This is a genomic window from Kribbella sp. WER1 (assembly GCF_054189145.1).
In genome coordinates this window covers 5,121,071-5,144,527 of the sequence record NZ_CM135186.1, presented here as the reverse complement: position 1 = coordinate 5,144,527, position 23,457 = coordinate 5,121,071, and the positions used below count along the sequence as shown (strand labels likewise).

22 protein-coding genes and 1 pseudogene are annotated in these 23,457 nt (G+C 69.8%); 12 read left to right on the top strand and 11 right to left on the bottom strand.

Features of this window, described 5'->3' with window-relative positions:
* Positions 1-23 precede the first annotated feature (23 nt).
* The 6 genes and pseudogenes from ACXJJ3_RS24920 to ACXJJ3_RS24895 all read left to right on the top strand — a co-directional run bounded on the left by ACXJJ3_RS24920 (position 24) and on the right by ACXJJ3_RS24895 (position 5,821).
* Complete coding sequence (locus tag ACXJJ3_RS24920) at positions 24-584, top strand: RNA polymerase sigma factor (protein WP_458164257.1); 561 nt, start codon at positions 24-26, stop codon at positions 582-584.
* Positions 585-648: 64 nt separating this feature from the next.
* Positions 649-1,881, top strand: a complete 1,233-nt coding sequence (locus ACXJJ3_RS24915; protein ID WP_458164256.1) for an MFS transporter — start codon at positions 649-651, stop codon at positions 1,879-1,881.
* Between the two features lie 27 nt (positions 1,882-1,908).
* Entirely contained in the window at positions 1,909-2,913 is a 1,005-nt protein-coding gene (gene dhaK / locus ACXJJ3_RS24910) for a dihydroxyacetone kinase subunit DhaK (protein WP_458164255.1), read from the top strand.
* The gene (dhaL, locus tag ACXJJ3_RS24905) at positions 2,910-3,530 is read left to right on the top strand and encodes a dihydroxyacetone kinase subunit DhaL (protein ID WP_458164254.1); all 621 of its coding nucleotides are present in this window, start codon (positions 2,910-2,912) and stop codon (positions 3,528-3,530) included. The genes dhaK and dhaL overlap by 4 nt, the downstream gene beginning before the upstream one ends.
* Positions 3,527-3,937, top strand: a pseudogene (gene dhaM, locus ACXJJ3_RS24900) (dihydroxyacetone kinase phosphoryl donor subunit DhaM); the annotation flags it as partial. The gene dhaL and the pseudogene dhaM, both read left to right, overlap by 4 nt.
* Entirely contained in the window at positions 3,935-5,821 is a 1,887-nt protein-coding gene (locus ACXJJ3_RS24895) for an HPr family phosphocarrier protein (RefSeq protein ID WP_458171942.1), read from the top strand. The pseudogene dhaM and the gene ACXJJ3_RS24895, both read left to right, overlap by 3 nt.
* Here the strand turns inward: ACXJJ3_RS24895 and ACXJJ3_RS24890 are convergent.
* From ACXJJ3_RS24890 to ACXJJ3_RS24875, 4 genes are read right to left on the bottom strand one after another with little or no spacing between them, the layout of a single operon-like run.
* On the bottom strand, positions 5,800-6,450 hold the full coding sequence (locus tag ACXJJ3_RS24890; protein ID WP_458164253.1) for a hypothetical protein: 651 nt from the start codon (positions 6,448-6,450) through the stop codon (positions 5,800-5,802). The genes ACXJJ3_RS24895 and ACXJJ3_RS24890 overlap by 22 nt on opposite strands.
* Positions 6,447-6,989: a GNAT family N-acetyltransferase gene (locus ACXJJ3_RS24885; protein ID WP_458164252.1), complete on the bottom strand. Its 543-nt coding sequence runs from the start codon at positions 6,987-6,989 to the stop codon at positions 6,447-6,449. Before ACXJJ3_RS24885 ends, ACXJJ3_RS24890 begins: the two co-directional genes overlap by 4 nt.
* 9 nt (positions 6,990-6,998) lie before the next feature.
* Complete coding sequence (locus tag ACXJJ3_RS24880) at positions 6,999-7,967, bottom strand: DprA-like winged helix domain-containing protein (RefSeq protein WP_458164251.1); 969 nt, start codon at positions 7,965-7,967, stop codon at positions 6,999-7,001.
* Between the two features lie 48 nt (positions 7,968-8,015).
* Positions 8,016-10,433 (bottom strand): beta-L-arabinofuranosidase domain-containing protein, encoded by a 2,418-nt coding sequence (locus ACXJJ3_RS24875; protein ID WP_458164250.1) that lies wholly within the window; start codon positions 10,431-10,433, stop codon positions 8,016-8,018.
* A gap of 175 nt (positions 10,434-10,608) precedes the next feature.
* On the opposite strand from ACXJJ3_RS24875, the gene ACXJJ3_RS24870 reads away from it, so the two are divergent.
* Positions 10,609-11,592: a LacI family DNA-binding transcriptional regulator gene (locus ACXJJ3_RS24870; RefSeq protein WP_458164249.1), complete on the top strand. Its 984-nt coding sequence runs from the start codon at positions 10,609-10,611 to the stop codon at positions 11,590-11,592.
* Here the strand turns inward: ACXJJ3_RS24870 and ACXJJ3_RS24865 are convergent.
* From ACXJJ3_RS24865 to purS, 5 genes are all read right to left on the bottom strand, one after another.
* Complete coding sequence (locus ACXJJ3_RS24865) at positions 11,581-12,075, bottom strand: DUF1707 SHOCT-like domain-containing protein (RefSeq protein WP_458164248.1); 495 nt, start codon at positions 12,073-12,075, stop codon at positions 11,581-11,583. The two genes, ACXJJ3_RS24870 and ACXJJ3_RS24865, sit on opposite strands and share 12 nt — an antisense overlap.
* 160 nt (positions 12,076-12,235) lie before the next feature.
* The gene (gene purL / locus ACXJJ3_RS24860) at positions 12,236-14,497 is read right to left on the bottom strand and encodes a phosphoribosylformylglycinamidine synthase subunit PurL (RefSeq protein WP_458164247.1); all 2,262 of its coding nucleotides are present in this window, start codon (positions 14,495-14,497) and stop codon (positions 12,236-12,238) included.
* A gap of 1 nt (position 14,498) precedes the next feature.
* Positions 14,499-16,559 carry a hypothetical protein gene (locus tag ACXJJ3_RS24855; RefSeq protein ID WP_458164246.1) on the bottom strand — a complete coding sequence of 687 codons (2,061 nt, stop codon included), beginning with the start codon at positions 16,557-16,559 and terminating at the stop codon, positions 14,499-14,501.
* Positions 16,559-17,227 carry a phosphoribosylformylglycinamidine synthase subunit PurQ gene (gene purQ, locus ACXJJ3_RS24850; RefSeq protein WP_325038778.1) on the bottom strand — a complete coding sequence of 223 codons (669 nt, stop codon included), beginning with the start codon at positions 17,225-17,227 and terminating at the stop codon, positions 16,559-16,561. Before purQ ends, ACXJJ3_RS24855 begins: the two co-directional genes overlap by 1 nt.
* Positions 17,227-17,478 carry a phosphoribosylformylglycinamidine synthase subunit PurS gene (gene purS / locus ACXJJ3_RS24845; protein ID WP_458164245.1) on the bottom strand — a complete coding sequence of 84 codons (252 nt, stop codon included), beginning with the start codon at positions 17,476-17,478 and terminating at the stop codon, positions 17,227-17,229. Before purS ends, purQ begins: the two co-directional genes overlap by 1 nt.
* 112 nt (positions 17,479-17,590) lie before the next feature.
* Between purS and ACXJJ3_RS24840 the strand changes: the two genes are divergently transcribed.
* The 5 genes from ACXJJ3_RS24840 (at position 17,591) to ACXJJ3_RS24820 (ending at position 21,296) form a co-directional block, all read left to right on the top strand.
* Positions 17,591-18,109 (top strand): PadR family transcriptional regulator, encoded by a 519-nt coding sequence (locus ACXJJ3_RS24840; protein WP_458164244.1) that lies wholly within the window; start codon positions 17,591-17,593, stop codon positions 18,107-18,109.
* The gene (locus ACXJJ3_RS24835) at positions 18,109-18,780 is read left to right on the top strand and encodes an ABC transporter ATP-binding protein (protein ID WP_458164243.1); all 672 of its coding nucleotides are present in this window, start codon (positions 18,109-18,111) and stop codon (positions 18,778-18,780) included. Before ACXJJ3_RS24840 ends, ACXJJ3_RS24835 begins: the two co-directional genes overlap by 1 nt.
* The gene (locus ACXJJ3_RS24830; protein ID WP_458164242.1) at positions 18,780-20,105 is read left to right on the top strand and encodes a hypothetical protein; all 1,326 of its coding nucleotides are present in this window, start codon (positions 18,780-18,782) and stop codon (positions 20,103-20,105) included. Before ACXJJ3_RS24835 ends, ACXJJ3_RS24830 begins: the two co-directional genes overlap by 1 nt.
* Positions 20,105-20,725 carry a CDP-alcohol phosphatidyltransferase family protein gene (locus tag ACXJJ3_RS24825; protein ID WP_458164241.1) on the top strand — a complete coding sequence of 207 codons (621 nt, stop codon included), beginning with the start codon at positions 20,105-20,107 and terminating at the stop codon, positions 20,723-20,725. Before ACXJJ3_RS24830 ends, ACXJJ3_RS24825 begins: the two co-directional genes overlap by 1 nt.
* Positions 20,726-20,804: 79 nt before the next feature.
* Positions 20,805-21,296: a hypothetical protein gene (locus ACXJJ3_RS24820; protein WP_458164240.1), complete on the top strand. Its 492-nt coding sequence runs from the start codon at positions 20,805-20,807 to the stop codon at positions 21,294-21,296.
* A gap of 91 nt (positions 21,297-21,387) precedes the next feature.
* Here ACXJJ3_RS24820 and ACXJJ3_RS24815 read toward each other — a convergent pair whose 3' ends face one another.
* Positions 21,388-22,257, bottom strand: coding sequence for a phosphoribosylaminoimidazolesuccinocarboxamide synthase (locus ACXJJ3_RS24815; protein ID WP_458164239.1), 870 nt, complete (start codon positions 22,255-22,257; stop codon positions 21,388-21,390).
* A 136-nt stretch (positions 22,258-22,393) separates the two neighbouring features.
* Positions 22,394-23,449, bottom strand: coding sequence for an FAD-dependent monooxygenase (locus ACXJJ3_RS24810; RefSeq protein ID WP_458164238.1), 1,056 nt, complete (start codon positions 23,447-23,449; stop codon positions 22,394-22,396).
* Positions 23,450-23,457: the final 8 nt, after the last annotated feature.

Below are 23,457 nucleotides of genomic sequence, written 5' to 3'. Positions count from 1 at the left end.
GCCCATGGAGAGCAAAGGCGCAGATGAGCGAGAGCACCAGCCCGACGGACGACCTTGCGACCCTCGCGGAGCGGGCCCAGGCGGGCGACAAGAACGCGATGGACGACCTGCTCCGGCAGGTGCATCCGCGCGTCCTGCGGATCTGCCGGAGCGTCCTGCCGTACTCCGCCGACGCGGAGGACGCGGCCCAGGAGGCGCTGCTGAACATCGCGACCAAGATCAACACGTACTCCGGTCGCAGCAGCTTCTCCACCTGGGTGCACTCGGTCGCGGCCAACTCCGCCCGCTCGACGTACCGCAAGCTCAAGCGCGCCGCCCAGGCCGCCCACAACCCGGAGCAGATGGAGAAGCCGGACCCGCGCACCACGAGCGTCATCGCCGGCACCCGCCTGGACCTCCTGGAAGCCCTCGAGACCCTTGAGCGGGACCGTCCGCAGATGGTCACCCCGCTGGTACTGCGGGACGTGTACGGGCTGTCGTACGAGGAGATCGCCGCCGAGGTCGGCGCCCCGCTCGGCACCGTCAAGTCCCGCATCCACGACGCCCGCGAGGTCGTCCGCCCACTGCTCCGCCCCAAGGACTGATTGCATCAAGTTGCAATGCATCGGGGCTGATGTGTGAGCCTGCCGCAGGCATACTCTCGCGGTTATGTCCGCCCGGGGGTTGCTGCACAACGGTGATTACCTGAAGTTGCTGACCGGACAGACGGTCAGCTCGCTGGGCTCTGCGATGAGCTCGTTCGTGTTCACGCTCCTCGGCCTGGCCATCACCGGCTCCCCCGTGCAGGCCGGTCTGGTCGGTACGGCGGCCTCGCTCGGCACGGTCCTGGTGGCGCTGCCGGGCGGAGCCCTCGCCGACCGGTGGAGTCGGCGGCGGATCCTGATCGGCTACAGCTTCCTCGGATCCTTCCTGTTCGGCTCGGTCGCGGTCGCGAGCTGGCTCGGCCACCTGACGCTGCCGCACCTGCTGCTGGTCGGGCTGGTCAACGGCGCCGGATATGCGCTGTTCATGCCGGCCGAGAGCGCCGCGCTCCGCGAGATCGTCGCCCCGGAGGACATCAGTACGGCGCTTGCCGCCTCGCACGGCCGGCAGAATGTCGCTGGGCTGGCCGGAGCACCGCTCGGCGGCCTGCTGTTCTCGATCGGCCGGGCGATCCCGGTCGCCGCGGACGCGATCTCGTACCTGGTGATGGCGATCATGCTGACGACGATCCGGCACCCGTTGTCCGCCGCGAAGCCCGAGGGCGAGACGCACGAGCCGATCCTGAAGGCGATCCGGACCGGACTGGCCTGGCTGTTCCGGCAGCGGGATCTCCGGACGATCGCGGTCACCGCGACGCTGCTCAACTTCGCCGCGAACGGCGCGATCCTGGTGCTGATCCTGAGCATGCAGCAACGCGGCGTACGGCCGTCCGTGATCGGGTTGCTGGAGACCGCGATGGGCGTCGGCGGCCTGGCCGGTGCGTTCGCGGCGCCGCGGCTGCTGGCGAAGTACAGCGCCGGGAAGATCACGATCGTCGGCGCCTGGGTGGTGACCGTGACGTTCGCGGCGACGGCCGCGAGTATCCGTCCCGCCGTACTGATCGCGCTGCCGGCGCTCGCCGTGTTCCTGCTGCCGGCGCTGAATTCCGGCCTGTTCGGCTACCAGATGCTGATCACGCCGAACCAGCTGCAGGGCCGGGCGCAGAGCGCGTTCATGTTCATGGCGAACACCGCGGCTCCGCTGGCGCCGTTCCTCGGCGGCGTTTTGCTCGGGACACTGGGCGCGCGAACCGCCCTGCTGCTCTTCGGGGCACTGCTCGCGGTCGGTGCGGTACTGCTCACGATGAGCCGCCCGATCCGGTCGATCCCGCTGCTTTCGGAGGTGGAGGCCCTCCCGTAGGCGGCGTACCTGTGCTCAGATGGGTTCATGAAGAAGCTCATCAACGACCCCGCAGATGTTGTGAGTGAGGCGCTGCGCGGAATGGCGGCGGCGCATCCGGACCGGCTCCGGGTGGACCTGGAGAACCGGATCGTGTACCGCAAGGACGCGCCGCGTCCCGGCAAGGTCGGGCTGATCTCCGGCGGCGGGTCGGGGCACGAGCCGATGCACGGCGGGTTCGTCGGGCTCGGGATGCTGGACGCGGCCTGCGCGGGCGAGGTGTTCACGTCCCCGGTACCGGACCAGATGATGGCCGCGACGAAGGTCGTCGACGCCGGTGCCGGCGTACTGCACATCGTGAAGAACTACACCGGCGACGTGATGAACTTCGAGATGGCCGCCGAGCTCGCCGCGGCCGACGCCGGGACCGAGGTGCTGTCGGTGGTGACGAACGACGACGTCGCCGTCCAGGACAGCCTGTACACCGCGGGCCGCCGCGGCGTCGGCGTCACCGTCCTGCTGGAGAAGATCGTCGGCGCCGCCGCCGAGGAGGGCCGCCCGCTGCAGGAGGTCGCCGACCTCGCGAAACGGGTCAACGACAACGGCCGCAGCATGGGTATGGCGCTCACGTCCTGCACGGTCCCGGCCGCCGGCAAGCCCACGTTCGACCTCGCCGAGAACGAGATGGAGGTCGGCATCGGCATCCACGGCGAGCCCGGCCGCCAACGCCTCCCCCTGGCCCCCGCCCGCGAGGTCGCCGAGCTGCTCGTCGACCCGGTGGTGTCCGATCTCCCTTACGCCCAAGGCGATTCGGTGATCGCGTTCGTCAACGGCATGGGCGGTACGCCGCTGATCGAGCTGTACGTGATGTACAACGAAGTCGCCCAGCTCCTCGACCGCGCCGGCATCACCGTCGCCCGCTCCCTGGTCGGCAACTACATCACCTCCCTCGAGATGGCCGGCTGCTCGGTCACCCTCCTCAAGGTGGACGACGAACTGGTACGTCTCTGGGACGCCCCGGTGAACACCCCCGGCCTACGGTGGGGTGCATGAGCGTCGAGAACTTCGTCAACTGGATGCGGGACGTCGCGCGGGTGCTGCACGAGAACGCGGCGTACCTGACCGAGCTGGATTCGGCGATCGGGGATGCCGACCACGGGGCCAACATGGATCGTGGGTTCCAGGCGGTCGTCGAGGTGCTGGACGGTATGTCGTTCGGGTCGGTCGACGAGTTGCTGAAGAAGGCCGGGATGACGCTGGTCAGCAAGGTCGGCGGGGCCAGTGGGCCGTTGTACGGGACGTTCTTCCTGCGGTTCGGGACCGCGCTCGCGGGGGCCGACCTGACGCCGGAGGCGATCGGGAAGGGGCTGCACGCGGGGGTCGAGGGGGTGCTCGCCCGGGGGAAGGCGGAGCTCGGGGACAAGACGATGTACGACGCGTGGGCGCCGGCGTTGACGGCGTACGACGATGCGGTAGCCGGTGGGGCGGACGTCCGTACGGCGTTGACGGCCGCCGCGGAGGCGGCCGCGAAGGGGCGGGACGCGACCGTGCCGCTGGTCGCGCGCAAGGGGCGGGCCAGCTACCTCGGTGAACGCAGCGCCGGGCATCAGGATCCGGGGGCCACCAGTACGACGCTGATCTTGGAGTCCGCGGCCCGAACGCTGTCATGATCGGGATCGTGGTGGTGTCGCACAGCCGCGCGCTGGCCGACGCCGCGGTCGGGCTGGCCGCGGAGATGGTTGCCGAGGACAAGCGGCCGGTGATCGCGGTGGCCGCGGGGCTGGATGCGACCACGTTCGGGACCGACGCGGCGGCGGTCGCGGAGGCGCTCGGCACGGCGGACAGCCCGGACGGCGTACTCGTGCTGCTGGATCTGGGGTCGGCGGTGCTGAGCGCCGAGATGGCGTTGGAGTTCGTCGATCCCGAGGTCGCGGAGCGGGTGCGGTTGACGAGTGCGCCGTTGGTGGAGGGACTGGTCGCTGCCGTGGTGACGGCGTCGACCGGTGCCTCGCTCGACGCGGTGGCCGCGGAGGCGGCGCGCGGGCTGGCCGGGAAGCAGGATCATCTGGGAGATGTGGCTGTCGAGGCCGCGCCGGTGGTTGCCGGTGATCAGACTGTCGACGTCGTGGTCGGGAACGAGCATGGACTGCACGCCCGGCCGGCGGCTCGGTTGGTTGGTCTGGTCAACGGTTTTGACGCTGTCGTCACGCTGACCGATCTGGACACCGGGAAAGGGCCCGTGGATGCGGGCAGTCTGAGCATGGTCGCGACGTTGAATGCGCAGCAGGGGCATCGCTTGCGAGTCGGGGCCAGCGGCGCGCAGGCTGCCGAGGCGCTGGCTGCTGTCGAAGCGCTTGCCACTGACAACTTCGGCGATGTGGTGGCGCCGCCGCTGGCCGGCGGGTCGGGGCTGGATGTCGCGATCGGTCCGGCGATTCTTGCCGGTGGGGCAGTCGATCTGAGCAGTTATGTTGCCGGCGACAACGAGTCCGAGCGGCTGGACGAGGCTGTTCGGGTGGTGGCGGGCGAGCTCCGGGGCCTCGCCGGCGGCGAGCACGGCGGGATCTTCGAGGCCCACCTCGCGCTGCTGAACGATCGCACACTGCTGGACGAGATCCGCGCGACGATCGCGGCCGGTACGTCGGCGCCGGACGCCTGGAAGCAGACGTACGACGCGTTGGCAACGACCTTCGAGTCCCTCGACGACCCGTACCAGCAGGAGCGCGCGCAGGACGTCCGCGCCGTCCGCGACCGCGTGCTTCGGCAGCTGACCGATCAGCCTGACGCTCCCCCGTCGTCGGGGATCGTGGTGGTGCCGGAACTGGACGCCGGTACGTCGGCCACCCTGGACGTCTCGCGGATCGCGGGCGTCGCGGTACGGGCGGCCGGGACGACCGGGCACGGCGTGATCGTGGCCCGATCGCGAGGGATCCCGTTGATCGCCGGGATCGGCGACATCGACGTACGACCCGGGACACTGATCGCGTTCGACGCCCGGACCGGGACGTTCGACACCTCCCCCGACGAGGCCGCGGTACGGGCCACGATCGCCGACCGGCTGGGCGAGCGGGAGCGGGCCGTCGCGGAGGCCGCCGCGCCGGCGACCACGCAGGACGGGCGGACCATCGACGTCCTCGTGAACGTCGGCGCCGTCCAGGATGCGGTCGAGGTACACGGCGCGGACGGGTCCGGGCTGGTGCGGACCGAGGTGTTGTTCGGGGACCGCCGGACGGCGCCGACCGTCGACGAGCAGGTCGACGCGTTCCGGGCGATCGCGCGGGCGCTCGGGAACAAGCCGATCACGATCCGCACCTGGGACATCGGCGGCGACAAACCGCTCCCGTTCCTCCCGCAGGAGCACGAGCCGAACCCGTTCCTCGGCGAACGCGGTCTGCGCGTCTTCCGGCGACGCCCGGAACTGCTCCGCGATCAGCTCGAAGCGATCCGGCGGACGGCGGCCGAAACGCCGGTCCACGTGATGTTCCCGATGGTCACGACCGCGGACGAGGTCGACTGGGCGCTGCACGAGCTCGGCCCGCGGGACGGTCTCGAGGTCGGCATCATGGTCGAGGTCCCGGCCGCCGCGCTCCGGGTCGCCACGCTCGCCAAGGACCTCGACTTCGTCAGCATCGGCACCAACGACCTCACGCAGTACACGACCGCTGCCGACCGTACGAACGCCGCCGTTGCACCGCTCGCGGACGGTCTCGACCCGGCCGTACTGCAGTTGATCGACCACGTGGTCCGGACGGCGGGCGTACGCGTGGCGGTGTGCGGTGACCTCGCCAGCGACCCGCAGGCCGCCGTACTGCTGGCTGCCCTGGGAGTGCACGAGTTGAGCGCTGTCGGCCCGCAGGTGCCGCTGGTGAAGGCCCGGCTACGACAGGCCGACCTGAGCCAGGTCGACACTGCCGCAGTGCTGGCCGCTCGGGACGCGGGTCAGGTGCGTGGCTTGCTGTAGTAGCGCAGCTCGACCAGGTTGAAGCCGGACGTCCGCTCCGGCTTCGCGGGCAGCGTGTAGGACTCTCCCGGCTCCAGATAGGTCACGTCTGGGCTCGACAGGTCCAGGTCGACGACCAGCGCCGGGTAAGCGCCGGTGTGCCAGGTGTAGGACTCCCCCGCCTCGGGAGTCACGTGCTGGACGCGTACGTCGTCCTCGTCGACCACGACCTTCGTCGGGACCTCGCCGTCCTGCTCGAAACCCGCATCGGCTGTGTCAGCCGCGGAGTACGGCTCGCCCGACGCCTCCTCGCCCAGGTCCAGGACCTCGATGAGGCGGTTGAGGTACAGCGCGTCCCCGTCGTTCGTCAGCATGTGGACCGGCGACACGGGCCGGTAGACCGAACCGCCGACGGTCTCGCTCAGGTGGCGGGCGGGGCTGCCGTCCAGCCAGTCCATGTGGCACGGCGACGTCGACAGGCAGAGCACGACGTACGGGTTGTGGTGCAGGTGCCAGCCCTGCGCCGCACCGGGCTGCAGCTCGACCTCCCAGACGCGGACCCGTGAGTTCTTCAGCAGCACGCGGGTGCCGATCTCACCGAGCACGACCTCGGTGCCGTCCGGTGCGGTGACAGTAGTACCTGCGGTCATACCTTCTCCTCGATCGGTCGTTCCATCGCGACGCCCGGGAGCATGGTCCCGTCCGGCATCGGCAACTGTGCGTCTTCCACCTCGGTGAAGCCATAGGCCTTGTAGAGCGGTACGCCGGGCAGCGTCGCCATCAGGGCGAGCCGGGTGAACCCTTCGGCGCGCGCGGCGTCCGTACAGGCGGTAAGAATCGCCCGTCCGAGCCCACGCCGCGTCCAGTCCGCCCGGACGAACATCGCCCGGATCCTGGCCGGTTCGGTCGCCGGATCGAGCAGCCGGGTATCAGCTCCCGCCGTACTCGCGTTGAAGAGCTTGTTCCGCCGGCTCCACCCACCGCACGCGATGACCTCGCCGGCCGCCTCCAGCACGTAGTAGGTGCCGTCGTCGATCAGAGCAGTGTCCAGCGTGGTGATGTGCTCAGCCGCACTGGCCGTCTGCTGTGCGTCGTAGTACGCCGGAAACTGCGCCTCAACCGCAGCCCGCGCCAACGCAGCCACCGCAGGACCGTCCCCCACCCCAGCCAACCGCAACACAGGCTCCACGCCCACAGACTATCTGTGGTCCTTGACCCACTTCTGGTACACCAGGAACATACGCCAGCCCACGACGAGCCCGATGAACCCCGCCATCAGCAGCGGAGCGTGCACCACGATCAGCACGCCGGCGAACACCACCCCGACCGCGAGCTCCTTCACGAACCTGACCACCAACTCCCGCTCAGCCGCCGGCGGCCGCGCCACCAGCGACACCTCGGGAGCCGGAGACGCACTGGGCCCAGGCCCGTCCAGGTCGGGCATCGGCAGCCCGTCGAAGACCGCCTTCAGGTCGCTGCGGGTCCGTGCCGTGCTGACGAACAGGTCGATGCGTCGGGACAGCTCCGCCTGATCGATGGTGCCGGCCATGTACAGGTCCGTCAGGGCCACGGCGCACCGCTGCCGGTCCTCGCTGGTCAGCGGGATACCCCGGTTCCGGAGATTCTTGGGCGGGCGGCGCTTGGGACGGGCGCCGACCAGCTCGTACTCGACGGGTCCGATGTCCTGTGGGCGTTGGACGATCACGGCCCTGCGGAGCAGGTGGTCCAGGATGCTTTGCACCTCGTGCGGCGCCGCACCGGTCCGGCGTACCAGCTCGTCGCGGCTCTTTCGCCCGTGGCCCAGCGTCTGCAGGACCGCACGCTCCAACTCCTCGGGAGTCATCCGCACCTGGGAGCTATCGCGCACGCTCTCGCTGATGGCGCCGGCGAGCATGCCGCCGAGCGCCCTGCCGAGGGCCTTGGAGGGAGAGTCCAGCATCTCCGCGACCAGCTTCAGACGGATGGCACCGGCGGCGGTCAGCTCGTACTCGGCCGGCATGCCCCGCTGCGGCAGCCGCGCGACGGCGCCCTCCTGGACCAGCTCGTCCAGAGCGGCCTGCACCGTGTAGTCGGTCGCGCTGGTACGGCGTACCAACTCGGCGCGCGTGAGTGGAGCATGTCGCAGCTGCGCCAGCACGACATGCTCCAGCATCGCGTCGATCGCCACTGGTTCCCCCTCGGCTCACCCCGAGAGCATTCTCGCAGAACCAAGTGGTCAGTCGAATGTCAAAAGCAGCAATCCTCCCGAGTACGTCGGGCGTAGTACGGCCTCCACGCGGACGTGTTGGGCGTGGACCGGGGTGAAGGATGTGTTGTTCAGTTGGTCAGGTGTGACGCCGTACGGCGTAGTGTTGTCGACTGGGCGCCAGGTGTCGCCGTCGCGCCACAGGACTCGCCAGGACTGCGGTACGCGGCACTGGCCGGAGCCGGTGTCGTCGTACCAGTAGGTCGCGACGCTCGCGAGGTCCCGGGGCGAGCGGAGGTCGTACTCGATCCACTCGGTCGTGCCGCGGCGGTCCCACCACGTGAAGCGTGGAATCGACGTGTCTGCGGAGGATTCCGGCGTACGGCCGGAGTCGGGGGCTTCGAGGGAGTCGCCGTCGTTGACGTGGGAGGCGGTGATCCTGGTGCGGTACGTCCACTCCTGGCCGGCCGTGGACACCTGTGGGAACGACGTGATGCGTAGTCGCGCAGCGCCCATCGGGATGAGGGTCACCGTCTCCACGGGCTGGTCCGACTGTGCAGGGCTCTGTTGGAGCAGGCCTACGACGTTCTCGGTGTCCGTTTCCCACTGTGGGATCCGTCGCGCCTGAGTGGTGAGTGCGAGCGGTACGCCGTCCTGTGTGAACGGGTTGTCGCCGCCGTCCCGTCGTACGACGTCAAAGGACGCGCCCGCGACGAGCCCGTAGTTCCACGGGGACTCCGGGTACACCGACAGCTCCGGCCACTCCTCCGTGCCGCCGATGCGTTCGTACCGCTCGTCGATCTGCAGGGAGTACGTCAGCGGGCCGCGGTCGACGGACACCGAGTCGTGGTTGTCGTTCCAGACCCGGGTGGTGGTACGCATCGGCAGGGTCAGCTCTACGCGGTCTCCCGGATGCCAGGTGCGCTCTACCTTCATCCAGTCGCCAGCCGTACGCACAGGCTCGCCGTTGACCTTCACCGACGCACCATGCGCCCAGCCAGGGCGCCTTAAATACAAGGGGAATCGCACCGACCGCTTTGACTCGACTGTAAACGTGATGGTGTCCGAGAACGGGTACTCCGTGTCCTGCACCACCGAAACGGTCTCCCCGTTGCCAACGGTCGCAGTCACCTTGCTGGCGGCGTACATGGACGCCGCCAGACCGTTGTCGGTCGTCGCCAGCCACAGCTCCTGCACGTAGTACGGCCAGCCCATGCCGTAGTTGTGCGGGCAGCACCGGTACTGATGCACGCCGTACTTGTACGACCCCATCGGGAACGCGTTCTGGAACTGCCCGTGCTTCGGCTGGTCGTCCAGCTGCACGCTGTTCGCACAGGTGATGTAGTGCATGACCTGCTGCTGCGGGTCGTACGACGCCGTCAACGAGTTGAACGCGAGCTCCTCGCACCTGTCCGTCCACGCAACATCGCCCGTGAACCGCGTGAGCATCTCGCAGCTGTGCATCAGCTCGACGATCCCGCACGTCTCGAACCCCTGCCGCGGGTCCCCGAACCCAGGACGCGAGTTCTCGTCGCCGGCGTACCCACCACCCGGGAACTGCCCGTACAGCCCCATTACCGTCGCATAGTTCCGGTACGTCGCCTCCCGGTGCTGGGCGTCTCCGGACAGCAGCCAGTACTGCAACGGCTCGCGGAAACCCTGCGCCAGGTTGACGTTGTGCCAGGTGGGGATGCCGTTGACGTAGTCCGCCGACCCGTTGTGCATCTTGGTCACCAGGTCGAGCAGCCACGACTCACCGGTGCGGTTGTACAGCCAGTACGCGCTGTCGATGTTGTCGCCCCAGCGGAACGCACCCCAGGACCGGTTGAACACCTCCGGCGGCTGGGTGTTCTGGAACCGCAGATACTTCTTCATGAACGGAATGACCCGCTCGTCCCCGGAGTACTCGTACCAGGATCGGAACGCCGCCAGCAACGGCATGCCCGGCCAGAAGTCCGGCCCGTCCTCCAGCGACGTCCGCAACCGTTCAGGTCCGAACCACCCGTCCGCCGTCTGCGTGGCGAGAATGCCGTCCATCCACCGTTGGGTCCTGGTCAGTACGCCGGTGTCGCCCGTGACGTAGCCGAGGTCGCCGAATCCGCGCAGCCAGTACGGCAACTCCTCCCACGCGCCCAACGCGGGGTCGACCCAGCCGTTGGTGTCGTAGACGAGGAAGTCCGAGATCTCGTCGTACCGGCCGCACAGCCCCTTGACCTGCAGGTCGAGCTGTTGCGCGAGCCAGCCGCGAGGCTCGATGGCACCGGGCGGGAGCTTCTGGAACGGGACAGGTCGCAGCGGAGCGCGTTGCGGGACGTAATGCCCGCCCCGGCTCGCGGGCGGTCCGGACGGAGGGGCAGCGGTCGCGGAACTCGTCACGAGCACCGCCGCGGCCAGAGAGACACCAAGGAAGTCACGTCGGGGCAGTCCTTCGGGAGTGGGTTCGGACATGGGTGTGCCTTTCGGGTGACGGGGGCGGACATCACACCGACGGAAAGACCGCACACGTTTTCCGTCGTTGACAACGTAGGACTCAGAATCGCCTCGGTCAACAGCAAAGCCCAGGTCAGTAAGGTCCCGGACGCGGCCCTGCTAGTCTTCGGAGGACGACCGAGAGGAAACGTGCATGAGAGCCCCTGCGGTGCGAATGGCCGATGTCGCGGCGCTCGCCGGCGTGTCCGCGGGGACCGCGTCGAAGGCGCTCAACAACACCGGCCAGCTGAGCGATGCGACCCGGGAGCGGGTCCGCCGGGCCGCCGAGCAGCTCGGGTTCACGCCGGACGCCCGCGGCCGCGCGCTCTCCTCCGGCCGGACGTTCACGGTCGCGCTGGTGACCACCGACAGCACCGGCCGGTTCAGCATCCCGATCATGCGCGGCGTCGAGGACGTGCTCAGCGCCGGCGAGCTGGCCACCGTGCTGTGCGACACCCGCGACGACCCGCTCCGCGAGCTGACGTACCTGCGCTCGATGGTTGCCCGCGGCGTCGACGGTTTCGTTGTCACCGGCCGCCGGACCGAGCCCCGGCCGCCGATCGACGTACCGATCCCGGTCGTCTACGCGCTGGCCGCCTCCACCGACCCGTCGGACGCGTCGGTGATCGTCGACGACGCGGCCGGCGCGGCCGCCGCGATCGAGCACCTGCAGGACCTCGGCCGGCAGCGGATCGCGCACATCACCGGCCCGTCGAACCACCGCTCCGCCACCGAACGCGCCGAGGCGGTCGTCAGCACGGCCGGCGACGCCCTCTGCGGCGAGCCGCTGTACGGCGAGTGGAGCGAGCGATGGGGGCGCCAGGCAACCGACGTCGTACTGCGGCAGAACCCGGACGCGATCAGCTGCGGCAGCGACCAGATCGCCCGCGGCGTCTGCGACCGGCTCCGCGAGCTGGGCCGCTCGGTCCCGGAGGAGATCGCGGTCACCGGCTACGACAACTGGTCGGTGATGACGGAGGCCAGCCGCCCGCCGCTGACGACCGTCGACCCGCGGCTCGAGGACCTCGGCCGACGCGCGGCGACCCTGCTGCTGAAGGCGTTGTCCGGCAAGCCGCACCGCGGCGTACTGACGCTCCCGGCCCGGCTGATCACCCGCGAGTCGACGCTAGGGACCTGACTGTTTGCGCTGGTCGCGCTGTGGCCGGGACGCCCAGCGGTACGCGAAGAACACCCAGGCGAGCGCGGGCAGCCCGAAGATCGCCGCCGCGACCTCACGCCCGAACACCAGGAACAGCAGGCCCGCGAGCGCGAACGGCAACGCCATCCACACCGCGCCGATGAACGCCGCCCACCGCCACTTCCCCGCCTGCCGCGGCGCGGGCTTGTACAGCGACGGCGTCGGCAGGCCGGCGAATACCGGGATCAGGTCCCCGTGCGTGACGGCTTCGTTCAGCAGATCGACCCGCCGGTGCAGTTCGCCCTCGTCCAGCCGGCCGATCGCGAACTGCTCGGCCAGGTCGTCGCTGCACGCGCGCCGGTCCTCGTCGGTGAGACGGATGTTCACCATCCGGCGCCGCGCCGCGACCTCCCGCGCCTCCTGCCCGGCCGCCGTCGCGTACCCGATCAGGTCGGCCGGTTTCACCGGTCGCCGCTCAGCCATCCGCCTCACCTCACACTCGTCCCTCAGAGTGTGCCAGACCACCAAACCCCCGTCCCCTGCCTCCGGTGGGTCCACCCACCAGAGGCAGGGTTCGCCCACGGGATACTGGGCGCAAACCCAGCACGAGGTGGGTGAACCCACCAGAGGCGGTGGGGTCGGGTCAGTTGAGGGCGGCCGGCAGGGTGCTGGTCCAGGCCTCGCGGAGCTCGGTCAGCGGGACCTCGAACTGGTCCTGGACGTCCAGGGTGTCGCCGGTGATCACGCCGACCTTCGCGTGCGGGAAGCGGCGCGCGGTGCACATGTCGGTGAACCGCACCTCCTCGGTCCGCGGTACGGCGACGACCGCCCGGCCGGCCGACTCCGCGAACAGGAACAGGAACGGGTCCAGCCCGTCCGGCGCCCACACCCGGGCGCCGACGCCGCCGCGCAGCGCCGACTCGACCAGCGTCTGCGCGACACCGCCGTCGCTGACGTCGTGGGCCGCGTCGATCAGGCCGTCGCGGGACGCGTTGATCAGGATGTCGGCGAGCTGCTTCTCCGCCTCCAGGTCCACCGCCGGCGGCCGTCCGCCGAGGTGCCCGTGGACGACGTGCGCCCACTCGGACCCGGACAGCTCGTCCTCGGTGGTCCCCAGCAGGTACAGCTGGTGGCCCTCCATCTCGGCCGTGAACCCGATCGGCGTCCGCCGGGTGACGTCGTCGATCACGCCGAGCACACCGACGACCGGCGTCGGCAGGATCGGGGTGTCACCGGTCTGGTTGTAGAACGAGACGTTGCCGCCGGTGACCGGGATGCCCAGCTCGATGCAGCCGTCGACCAAACCGCGAATGGCCTCGGTGAACTGCCACATCACGCCCGCGTCCTCCGGCGAGCCGAAGTTCAGGCAGTCGGTCACCGCGGCCGGACGGGCGCCGGTGGTGGCGACGTTGCGGTAGGACTCGGCCAGCGCCAGCTTCGCGCCGGTGTACGGGTCGAGCTTGGCGAACCGCCCGTTGCAGTCGGTGGAGACCGCGACACCGAGGCCGCTGGTCTCGTCGACCCGGATCATGCCGCTGTCCTCGGGCTGCGCGAGCACCGAGTTGCCGAGCACGTACCGGTCGTACTGGTCGGTGACCCAGGACTTGTCGCACAGGTTCGGCGAGGCGACCAGCCGCAGCAGGGTGTCCCGCAGCTCCGCGCCGCTGCTTGCCCGCGGCAACTTCTCGGCGCCGTCGGCCTGCAGCGCGTCCTGCCAGTCCGGCCGGACGTACGGGCGGTCGTAGACCGGGCCCTCGTGCGCGACGGTCCGCGGCGGTACGTCGACCACGCGCTCACCGTGCCAGTCGATCTCGAGCCGTCCGGTCCCGGTGACCTCACCGATCACGTCGGCCTGCACGTCCCACTTGGCGCAGATCTTCAGGAACGCCTCGACATTCTCGGGCGTGACACAGGCCATCATCCGTTCCTGCGACTCGCTCATCAGGATCTCTTCCGGCGCCAGCGACGCGTCCCGCAGCGGCACCTTGTCCAGCGAGATCCGCATGCCACCGTCGCCCGCGCTCGCCAGCTCCGAGGTCGCGCAGGACAGGCCGGCACCGCCGAGGTCCTGGATCCCCTCGACCACGTTCGCGGCGAACAGTTCGAGGGTGCACTCGATCAGCAGCTTCTCCATGAACGGGTCGCCGACCTGGACCGCCGGCCGCTTGGTCGGGCCGCCCTCGGCGAAGGTCTCCGAGGCCAGCACCGAGACGCCGCCGATGCCGTCGCCGCCGGTCTTCGCGCCGTACAGGATCATCTGGTTGCCGACGCCGGTGGCGTTCGCGAGGTGCAGGTCCTCGTGCCGCATCACGCCGACGCAGAGCGCGTTCACCAGCGGATTGCCGACGTACGTCGGGTCGAAGACGACCTCGCCGCCGATGTTCGGCAGGCCCAGGCTGTTCCCGTAGCCGCCGACGCCGGACACGATGCCGGGCAGCACCCGCTTGGTGTCCGGGGCGTCCAGCGGGCCGAAGCGCAGCGGGTCCATCACCGCGACCGGACGGGCGCCCATCGCGATGATGTCGCGGACGATGCCGCCGACCCCGGTCGCCGCGCCCTGGTACGGCTCGACGTACGACGGGTGGTTGTGCGACTCGACCTTGAACGTGACGGCGTACCCCTCGCCGATGTCGATGACGCCCGCGTTCTCGCCGATGCCGGCCAGCATCTTCCCGGCCGGCGTCTCCTGCGGGATCTCGCCGAACTTGCGCAGGTGCACCTTCGACGACTTGTACGAGCAGTGCTCGCTCCACATCACCGAGTACATCGCCAGCTCGCAGCTGGTGGGGCGGCGTCCGAGGATGTCCCGGATCCGCTGGTACTCGTCCGGCTTCAGCCCGAGCTCAGCCCACGGCTGCTCGACGTCCGGCGTGCTGTTGGCGTTGCTAACGGTGTCGGTCGACAACTCAGGACTCCTGCACTAGGTGGGACACAGGTGAAACGGTAGCTGGCTGGTGGGAAGCCAGGAGGTGGGCCACCAGGATCGGGACGGCGAAGCCGGCCATGATCGCGGGCAGGGCGACGCCCGCGTCGTTGAGCAACATGCCGACGATGCCGCAGACCGACAGCGCCAGCAGGGTCGGGCGGACCATCGGGCTGCTGTGGTAGAAGTCGCGGTACGCCTGCGAGGGAACGCGGTCCGGGAACACTGTCGCGAGCACGCAGAGCAGTACCGCGATCAGCATCGCCCAGCCGGACGGGCCGTTGAAGAACATCACGGCCATCTTGAGCTTGCGGATGAACACATCGTCGACGTCCCCGGCGAGCAGCCGGGCGAAGAACGTCCCGAAGTGCGTCCGCTGGTCCTCAGGCCGCAGATAGTCGAGGTAGGCGACGGCTGTCACGGCCAGTACGCCGGCCACGCAGACACCGATCAGTGCGCGCAGCGAGATGCTGCCGCGCCACGTCAGCCAGGCCATCAGCAGGACGGCCGGTGTGAGCGCGAGGATGCCGCCGAAGTCGGTGCCCCAGCCCGGTTTACCGTCCACGATGATCGCGGCGCCGCCGATGGCCAGTACGGCGACCGCGGCCTGCACCTTGCTCTTGTCGAGCAGCTTCTGCGCGGCCCAGCCCGCCGTGACGAGTGCGCCGACCCCCAACGCTGCGAAGGTCGAGTTCCCGAAGCCGTAGAACCGCCCGCCGATCACAGGACCGTCGGCGTACATGCTCCCCAGCTGCATTGGGGTCCCCAGTACGCCGTCCACGAGCAACAGCAGGTACGTCGCGACCGCCAGGCCGAAGTACGCGTACTTCTTGAGGAACACCTGCGCCAGGACCGCGGACAGGACACTGATACCTATCGTCACGGCGTACAAAGAGAAGCCTGCTGACGGCCAGCGCCACCAGACGGTGGCCTGTGCCAGGAAGACCGCGATGTAGAAGCCGCCCTGCACCAGGAGCGTGAAGATCGCCGCCCGACGCGACGCGGGCGACCGACGGAGCAGGAACCAGATCAGAGCGAGTACTTCGGCGCCGACGATCGTCAGGGCTACGTAGAACAGGACCGGTCGGGGCTGTTCGTACCGCTGGTTGGCGCCGAGGCGGTCGGCGATCACGTCGGCGGTGTTCGTGTGCAGGTCACCGGTGAAGTGGATCTCGCTGCCGTCCAACGGACCCGCGGTCTCCTCGCCGGCCGGGTCCACAGTCGCCGGGGTGCGGCCCTTGAGGATGGTCGCGGTGATGTCGGTCAGCTGGATCAGGCCGGGGCGGCGGGTGCTGTCGCTCGTCAGCCAGCGGGGGCCGTTGTCGGGCGGCAGTTGCATCGCGACCAGGGTCTGCTTGTGCGCGTTCAGGATCTCCTGGCTCACGCCGACCAGCAGGACCCAGCCGCCGGCGGCCCGCGCCTGCGCGACCAGGTCCGCGACCTTCGCCCGTGCCTCGGGACGTCCTTCGCGCAGCGGCATCGCGCCGGCGTCGACGATCGCGTCGCCGCAGTCGTTGCTCGCCAGCCGGGTCGCATCGAAGGTGGGCTGCCAGTTGGCGACGGTGCCGTCGGTCTTGGCGAGCGCGATCGCGGCGCCCGGTCCGAAGCCGCAGATCGGGTATCCGGTCTGCCCGAGCCGGCCGATCGGGGCGCCGGTATGGTGCTCGGCCTGGCGGTCGACGTACGTCCGCCACCCGTCGACCGCGCCGTTGGTCACCGCGGGCAGCTCACCGCACTGCTGGTCCGGCACGTTCCCCCAGGCCCGCGTGCCCGCGCTGATCGTCAGCCAGCCGTCGATCGGACACGTGTGCGGGCCGGCGGTCTTCACCGAGATCGAGCCCACATGCGCCTGGTCCACGAGGCTGCTCAGCTCCGGCGAGGCCTTCACGTCGTTCCAGGTCAGCCCCGGAACCCCGATCACCACGACCTTCGCCAGCAAACTCGCGGGCGCGGCCGTTGCCGGGGCTGCCGCCGTTCCGGCCACGACTGCGACAGCGAGCGCCGCGGCGCGGAGGAGTACCCGTCGCGCCCCCGACCAGCCCATCAGCCGGCGACGACGGCCTTCAGCACCGAGGTGAAGAAGCCCAGGCCGTCCGTGGTCGGGCCGGTGAGTGTTTCGACGGCGTGCTCCGGGTGCGGCATCAGGCCGACCACGTTGCCGCGCTCGTTGGTGACACCCGCGATGTCGCGGTAGGAACCGTTCGGGTTGCCGAGGTACCGCGCCACCACGCGCCCCTCGCCCTCGAGCCGGTCCAGCGTCGCCTCGTCCGCGACGTACGAACCGTCCTGGTTCTTCAGCACGATCGTGATCTCGTGGTTCGCGTCGTAGTCGCTGGTCCACGCGGTGCGGTTGTTCTCGATCCGCAGCGGCTGGTCCTTGCAGACGAACTTGCGGTGGTGGTTCTTGATCAGCGCGCCGGGCAGCAGGTGCGACTCGCACAGCACCTGGAAGCCGTTGCAGATACCGAGCACCGGCATCCCCTGGCCGGCCTTCGCGATGATCGTCTCCATCACCGGCGCGAACCGGGAGATGGCACCGGCGCGCAGGTAGTCGCCGTACGAGAATCCGCCGGGCAGGACGACCGCGTCCACGCCGTGCAGGTCCGCGTCGCCGTGCCAGAGCGCGACTGCCTCGGCGCCGGCCACCGCCGCGGCCCGCCGGGCGTCGGCGTCGTCCAGCGACCCGGGGAAGGTCACGACCCCGATCTTCATCAGGCGTCGCCCTCTACGTGCAGCGTGTAGTCCTCGATCACCGGGTTGGCCAGCAGGGTGTCCGCGGCCTTCCGGATCTCGGCGACGCGCTCCTCGGTCGCCTCACCGTCCAGGGTGATCTCGAAGCGCTTTCCCTGCCGGACATCGGCCACGCCGTCGAAGCCGAGCCGGCCGAACGCGCCGTGCACCGCCTTGCCCTGCGGGTCGAGGATCTCGGGCTTGAGCATGACGTCGACGACAACGCGAGCCACTGACTACTCCAGATTCGTTGCGGGGTGACGGCTGAATCCTACCGACCGCGGCGGAGAACTCCCGCATCCGGACTACTCACTCAGTACATACACGCGGTGTATAGTCCTCAGCATGGCCACAGCCGAGCTCGTCCTCGGGCTGCTGTCCGGGGGGCCGGCCCACGGGTACGACGTGAAGCGCGGACACGACGCCTGGTTTCCGGACAGCCGCCCGCTCGCGTTCGGGCAGGTGTACACGACACTCGGCCGGCTGGAGCGGGACGGGCTGGTCGAGATCGTCGACAAGACCTCGGGCGGCGGGCCGGACCGGACCGTCTATGCGCTCACCGCGAAGGGCCGCGACCACCTCACGGACTGGCTGAACGACCCGGTCCCGCCGGCCTGGGGCAGCGCGGACGAGGTACTGCGCAAGCTCGTGGCCGCGATCCGTACCGGCGGCGACGTGGCCGGGTTCCTGGCCCGTCAGCGTGCCAGCCACCTGCGCCGGATCCGGGAGCTGCGGGAGACGCCGGCCGACGACGACCCGACCTCGCCGCTGGTCCGTGAGTACACCGTGGCCCACCTGGACGCCGACCTGCGCTGGCTGGACAGCGCGCTGGACCGCATCGCCGAGCAGAGGGGGACTGCCTGATGAACGCGCTGGAACTGGACAAGGTCGAGTACTCGTACCGCCGCAACGCCGCCCTCCGTGGCGTCACCCTGCAGCTCGCGCCCGGGGAGGTCGTGGCGGTGACCGGCGCGAGCGGCTGCGGGAAGTCCACGCTGCTGCACTGCGCGGCGGGCATCCTCACGCCGGACGTCGGAGCGGTCCAGGTGGACGGTCAGGACCTGGCCGAGCTGCCCGAAGCGGAGCGTGCGGCCCTCCGGCGTACGAAAATCGGCATTGTGCTGCAGTTCGGGCAACTCGTGCCGGACCTGCCGCTCATCGACAACGTGGCGCTGCCACTATTACTGGGGGGGCATGAACGCGGGGAAGCACATGTGTCAGCGATGAACTGGCTGGAGCAAGTCGGCATCGCGGACGACGCAGACGCCGTACCGGCCGAGCTGTCGGGCGGCCAGACGCAGCGTGCCGCGGTAGCGCGTGCGCTGATCACGGGGCCTTCCGTCGTACTCGCGGACGAGCCGACGGGCAGTTTGGACAGCCGTGCCGGCCAGGAGCTCCTCGACGTACTGCTGAAGGCCGCCCGGTACCGCGGGGCCGCGTTGCTGATGGTGACGCACGACAACCTCGTGGCTGCGTCGGCCGACCGTGAGATCCGGCTGCGGGACGGGCTGATCCAGCACGAGGTCGCGCTCTGATGACTCTCGAGACGCTGGTCCAGCTGGCTCGTCCACGGACACCTGCCGACCGTGGCCGGGTCCAGCTCGCTACGGCGGCCCTGGCCCTCAGTGGGGCCATCCTGCTCGGTGCGCTGCGTATCACCCGGCTGGGCAAGGCCCCGCTGAGTGAAGGGCTCTACAGCAACTACATCGCCGAGCCCGGGCTCCGCTCGGGGCTGATAGCGATCCTGATCATCCTGGCCGTCCTGGTCGGTGGCCTGTCGGTCCAGGCGTTGCGGCTGGGTACGGCGGCGCGTGAACGGCGACTGTCCGCGCTCCGGTTCGCCGGAGCGTCCAGGAAGCAGCTACGCCAGCTCACGGTGGCCGACGCGGCAATGGCGGGCCTGGCCGGCGGACTGCTGGCAGGACCGACCTACCTGCTGCTCAGCCTCGTGTTCGGAGCCCTACCTCGGATGGCGCGAGTCCTGCCCGGTGCTGAGGTGCTGGACGCGGTCCTGTGGCTCCCGGTCATCGCGATGACCACGGCCGCCGGTGCTGTCATCGGCAGCCTGCTGCACCGAGACGGCGCGGCGTACGAGCCACAGCCCGTCACCCAACGCCGGACGGCCCTCATTACTGGGCCTGTCCTGCTCGTGCTCGGGCTGTTCACCGTGCCCTACCTCGGGTTCATCGCGACCACGGTCCTGCTAGCCGGTGCGGCGCTGTTCCTTCTCGGCACGTCGACCGTGTGGGTCGGCTGGCTCGGCCGGCGGATGCGACGCTCGGGCGACCCGGCCGACCTCCTCGCCGGCGTCCGGCTGCTCACCGACGGCCGGGCGTCCTCCAGGATGTCCGTCCTGCTCGGCTGCTGCGGCTTCCTGATCGGCACCATGGCCAGCGGGATCGAGAGCGTGGTCAGCAAGGCGTACGAGTTGGCCGGCAGCGGGACGTTCTACGCGACCGGGCTCGGGCTCGCGATCGTCGGGCTGCTGCTCGTGGTCCTGACCGCGATGGCAGCGCTGTTCGTCGGCGTCGCGGACCAGTTGGTCGACCAGCGCCGGCAGTTCGCCAGCCTGACCGCGTTGGGTGTCGACCTGCAGTTCCTGCGCGCGGTCGTCCGCCGTCAGTTGACCGCTGTTGCGGCCCCGGCGCTGGCGGTCGGCCTGCTCCTCGGCACGCTCATCGGCGCCCTCCGGATGCCCGGGGCCACGGTCGGTGTGTTCGACCCGGTCCTGGTGGTCCTGGCGGTGGTGCTGGCCGTCACCGGCTGGCTGTTCGGCCAACTCGGCGGCACGGTCGCCGGTTTCCTGCTTCGCAACCAACTCCGGGACGCACTCGATCCCGAGAACCTGAGGGCGGCCTGATGACCACAATCCCCCTGGCAGTCCGTCCGGCGCTGCTGCTCGGCGTACCGAACCGGATCACGCTGGTCAGGACCGTGCTCGCGATGGCGGTCGCCACCTACGCGTTCCAGACCGGCAACCTCGTCTGGCTGGTGATCGGGTACTTCTCGTACTGGTTCGGCGACAGCCTCGACGGCTGGGTCGCCCGCCGCCGGAACGAGGAGTCGCTGTCCGGGGCGGTGTTCGACATCGTCTGCGACCGGGCGTGCTCGTTCCTGCTCGCGGCCGCGTTCATGGCGACGTACCCGGCGACCATCGGGCCGCTGGCGATCTACCTGGTGCAGTTCGGCGTACTGGACACGATGCTCACGTTCTCGTTCCTGCTCTGGCCGTGGATGCTCAGCCCGAACTACTTCTACAAGGTCGACCGGCCGATCTTCCTGTGGAACTGGTCCAAGCCCGCGAAGGCGATGAACACCGGGGCCGTGGTGATCTCGCTGATCGTGGCCGGCCAGACCGGCGCGCAGTGGCTGCCGTACACGATCGCGGTCGCGGCGTTGGTGGTGAAAGTGGTCTCGTCGTACCGCTTGATCATGATCCTGTGCGGTCGCCGGGCCGCCGTACCAGCGGAGGGGCAGTGATGGGTAGTAACCCTGGCCCCTCCCCGAAGTAGGCCCAGGTTCCGTGGCATCGGCCGAAATGGCGCTTAGCCTCGGAGTTATGTGGGTTTGGCAACTGGTACTGGCAGTGGGCTTCGGCATCGGGTCCGCGGTCGTGCCGTTCCTGAACGCGGAGGCGTACGTCCTCGCGCTCGGCGCCACCCACGCGCTGAACCCGGTGGTCGCCGCGGTCGGTGTGTCGATCGGCCAGACGATCGGCAAGGTGGCGATGTTCCTGGCCGTGCGGCACCGGCCCGGTTACGCCGCCCGGAAGACCAAGAAGGAGCCCAAACCGGTCAACCTGGACACCCGGTGGGGCCGGTTCGTGCAGTGGAACCGCGACCTCAGCAAGCGGTTGCTGGACGCGATGAGCGACAGCCGCTGGGGCGTACCGGTCACGCTGCTGAGCGCCTTCGTCGGCATCCCGCCGCTGTACGGCGTGGCGCTGATCGGCGGCGCCTCGCGGATGCGCACGGTGTTCTTCGCCGCCTCCGTGCTGCTCGGACGCGGCGCCCGCTTCGTCCTGCTCGCGGTCGGCGTGAGTATGTTCTAGTGTCCCGTAAGCGATGTGGCTTGAACGATAGCGGTGTCCAGGTGCGTGCCTGGGCGCCGATAGCGTCAAGTCACATCGCTTACGGGACACACTAGAACTTCCGCCCGGTCAGCTGCTCGTAGGCGTCGATGTACGCCGACCGGGTCCGCTCGACGACCTCGTCGGACAGTCGCGGCGGCGCCTCCCCGGACTTCCGGTCCCAGCCCGACTCGAACTGCAGCCAGTCCCGGACGATCTGCTTGTCGTACGACGGCTGCTGCTTGCCCGGCGCCCACTGGTCGGCCGGCCAGAACCGGCTCGAGTCCGGCGTCAGCACCTCGTCGGCCAGCACGATCGTCCCGTCGGCGCGGGCGCCGAACTCGAACTTCGTGTCGGCCAGGATGATCCCGCGTTCCTCGGCCATCGCGCGGGCCGTCGTGTAGACGTCCAGCGTGGTACTCCGCAGCGCCGCGGCCGTCTCCGCGCCGACGGTCTTGACGATGGCGTCGTACGAGACGTTCTCGTCGTGCTCGCCCAGCTCGGCCTTGGTGGCGGGGGTGAAGATCGGGGTCTCCAGGCGGGAGCCCTCGACCAGGCCGTCCGGCAGCGGGATCCCGCAGACCGCGCCGGTCGCGTTGTAGTCGAGCAGGCCGGAGCCGCTCAGGTACCCACGGGCCACGCACTCCACCGGGAACATGTCGAGCTTCTCGCACACCACGGCCCGCCCGGCGACCTCCTCCGGTACGTCCGTCGAGATGATGTGGTTCGGCACGTCGAGCTGCTCGAACCACCACAGGCTCATCGCGGTGAGCACCTTGCCCTTGTCCGGGATCGGCGTCTCCAGGATCCAGTCGAACGCACTCATCCGGTCGCTGGCCACCATCAACAGGTCGCCGGACTCCAGCTCGTACAGATCACGGACCTTGCCCGAGTGGAGATGCTTCGCGCCAGGAATCTCAGGAGCCTGCGGAGGAGTGGTCACGCACGCGATTGTTCCACCTCGCGCGGAGGCGCGGACGCGCAGCACTCACCAACCGCGGTGCGGCCCGCGCCGCGGACCGCGGCTGCGCGCACCCGCCCGCCGTCCCGGCGGGTTGGTGAGTGGGGGAAGTCCGCACCTAGCGCCGCCGCAGCGCGAGGAGCTTCCCGCCCACGGTGAAGAGGCCTTCGCGGAGCGTGCAGGCGATCGGGTTCTCGGTCTGGGCGAATCGGCCCAGGGAGCGGGAGCGTTTCACCAGCTTGGTGGTGGCGGGGCGGCGTTCGGCGTCGTACGCCGTCAGCGCTGCGGGCAGGTCGCCGTCGCGGAGGTGCCGGCCGAGCGCGCCGGCGTCCTCGATCGCGGAGCATGCGCCGCGGCCGAGGTTCGGCGTCATCGCGTGCGCCGCGTCGCCGAGCAGAGCGACCCGGCCGTTCGCGAACGGCACCAGCGGCAACGTCAGGTCGTGGATGTCGTTCTGCAGGATCTTCGGACTGCCCGCGATCAGCCGCGGGATCGGGTCGTGCCAGCTCTCGAACACGGTCGGCTCGCTCGTCGTACCGGCCGGCTGGTTCGCGGTCCCGTACCAGTAGAACCGCCCGTCGATCAGCCGCGCGAACCCGAACAGTTGCCCACGGCCCCAGGTTTCCCCGCCGCCGTCGTCGAGCTCGACGTCCGCGATCCCCCGGTACGCCGTGAACCCGGAGTACCGCGGTCCGGCGTACTGCGGGTACAACGCGCCGCGCACCACGCTGCGGATTCCGTCCGCGGCGACGAGCAGCTCCGCCCGCAACTCGTCGTTGACCGTGACCCCGTCCGCGTCCTGCCCGACCGTGCGTACGTCGTACCCGGTCCGGACCGTGACCGCCGGGCCGAACTCGGCCGTGATCAGGTCGTGCAGCTGCGCCCGGTGGATCATCACCGGGATCTCCACGCCGAGCTCCGCCGCGCTCACCACCCAGCGGCCGTCGGGCTTGCGCATCCCGGCCGGCTTGGACGGCACCGACGCCTTCTCGACGCCCTTCACCCCGAGCTCCTCGAGCACGGCGACCGCCGACGGCCAGACCGAGATCCCGGCGCCGACCTCGCCCAGTTCGGGCGCCCGCTCGAGCACCGTGACCTGCCACCCGCACCGTTGCAGCGCGACGGCAGCGGTGACCCCTCCGATACCCGCTCCGACCACGATCGCTGTCCCCATGGCTTCGA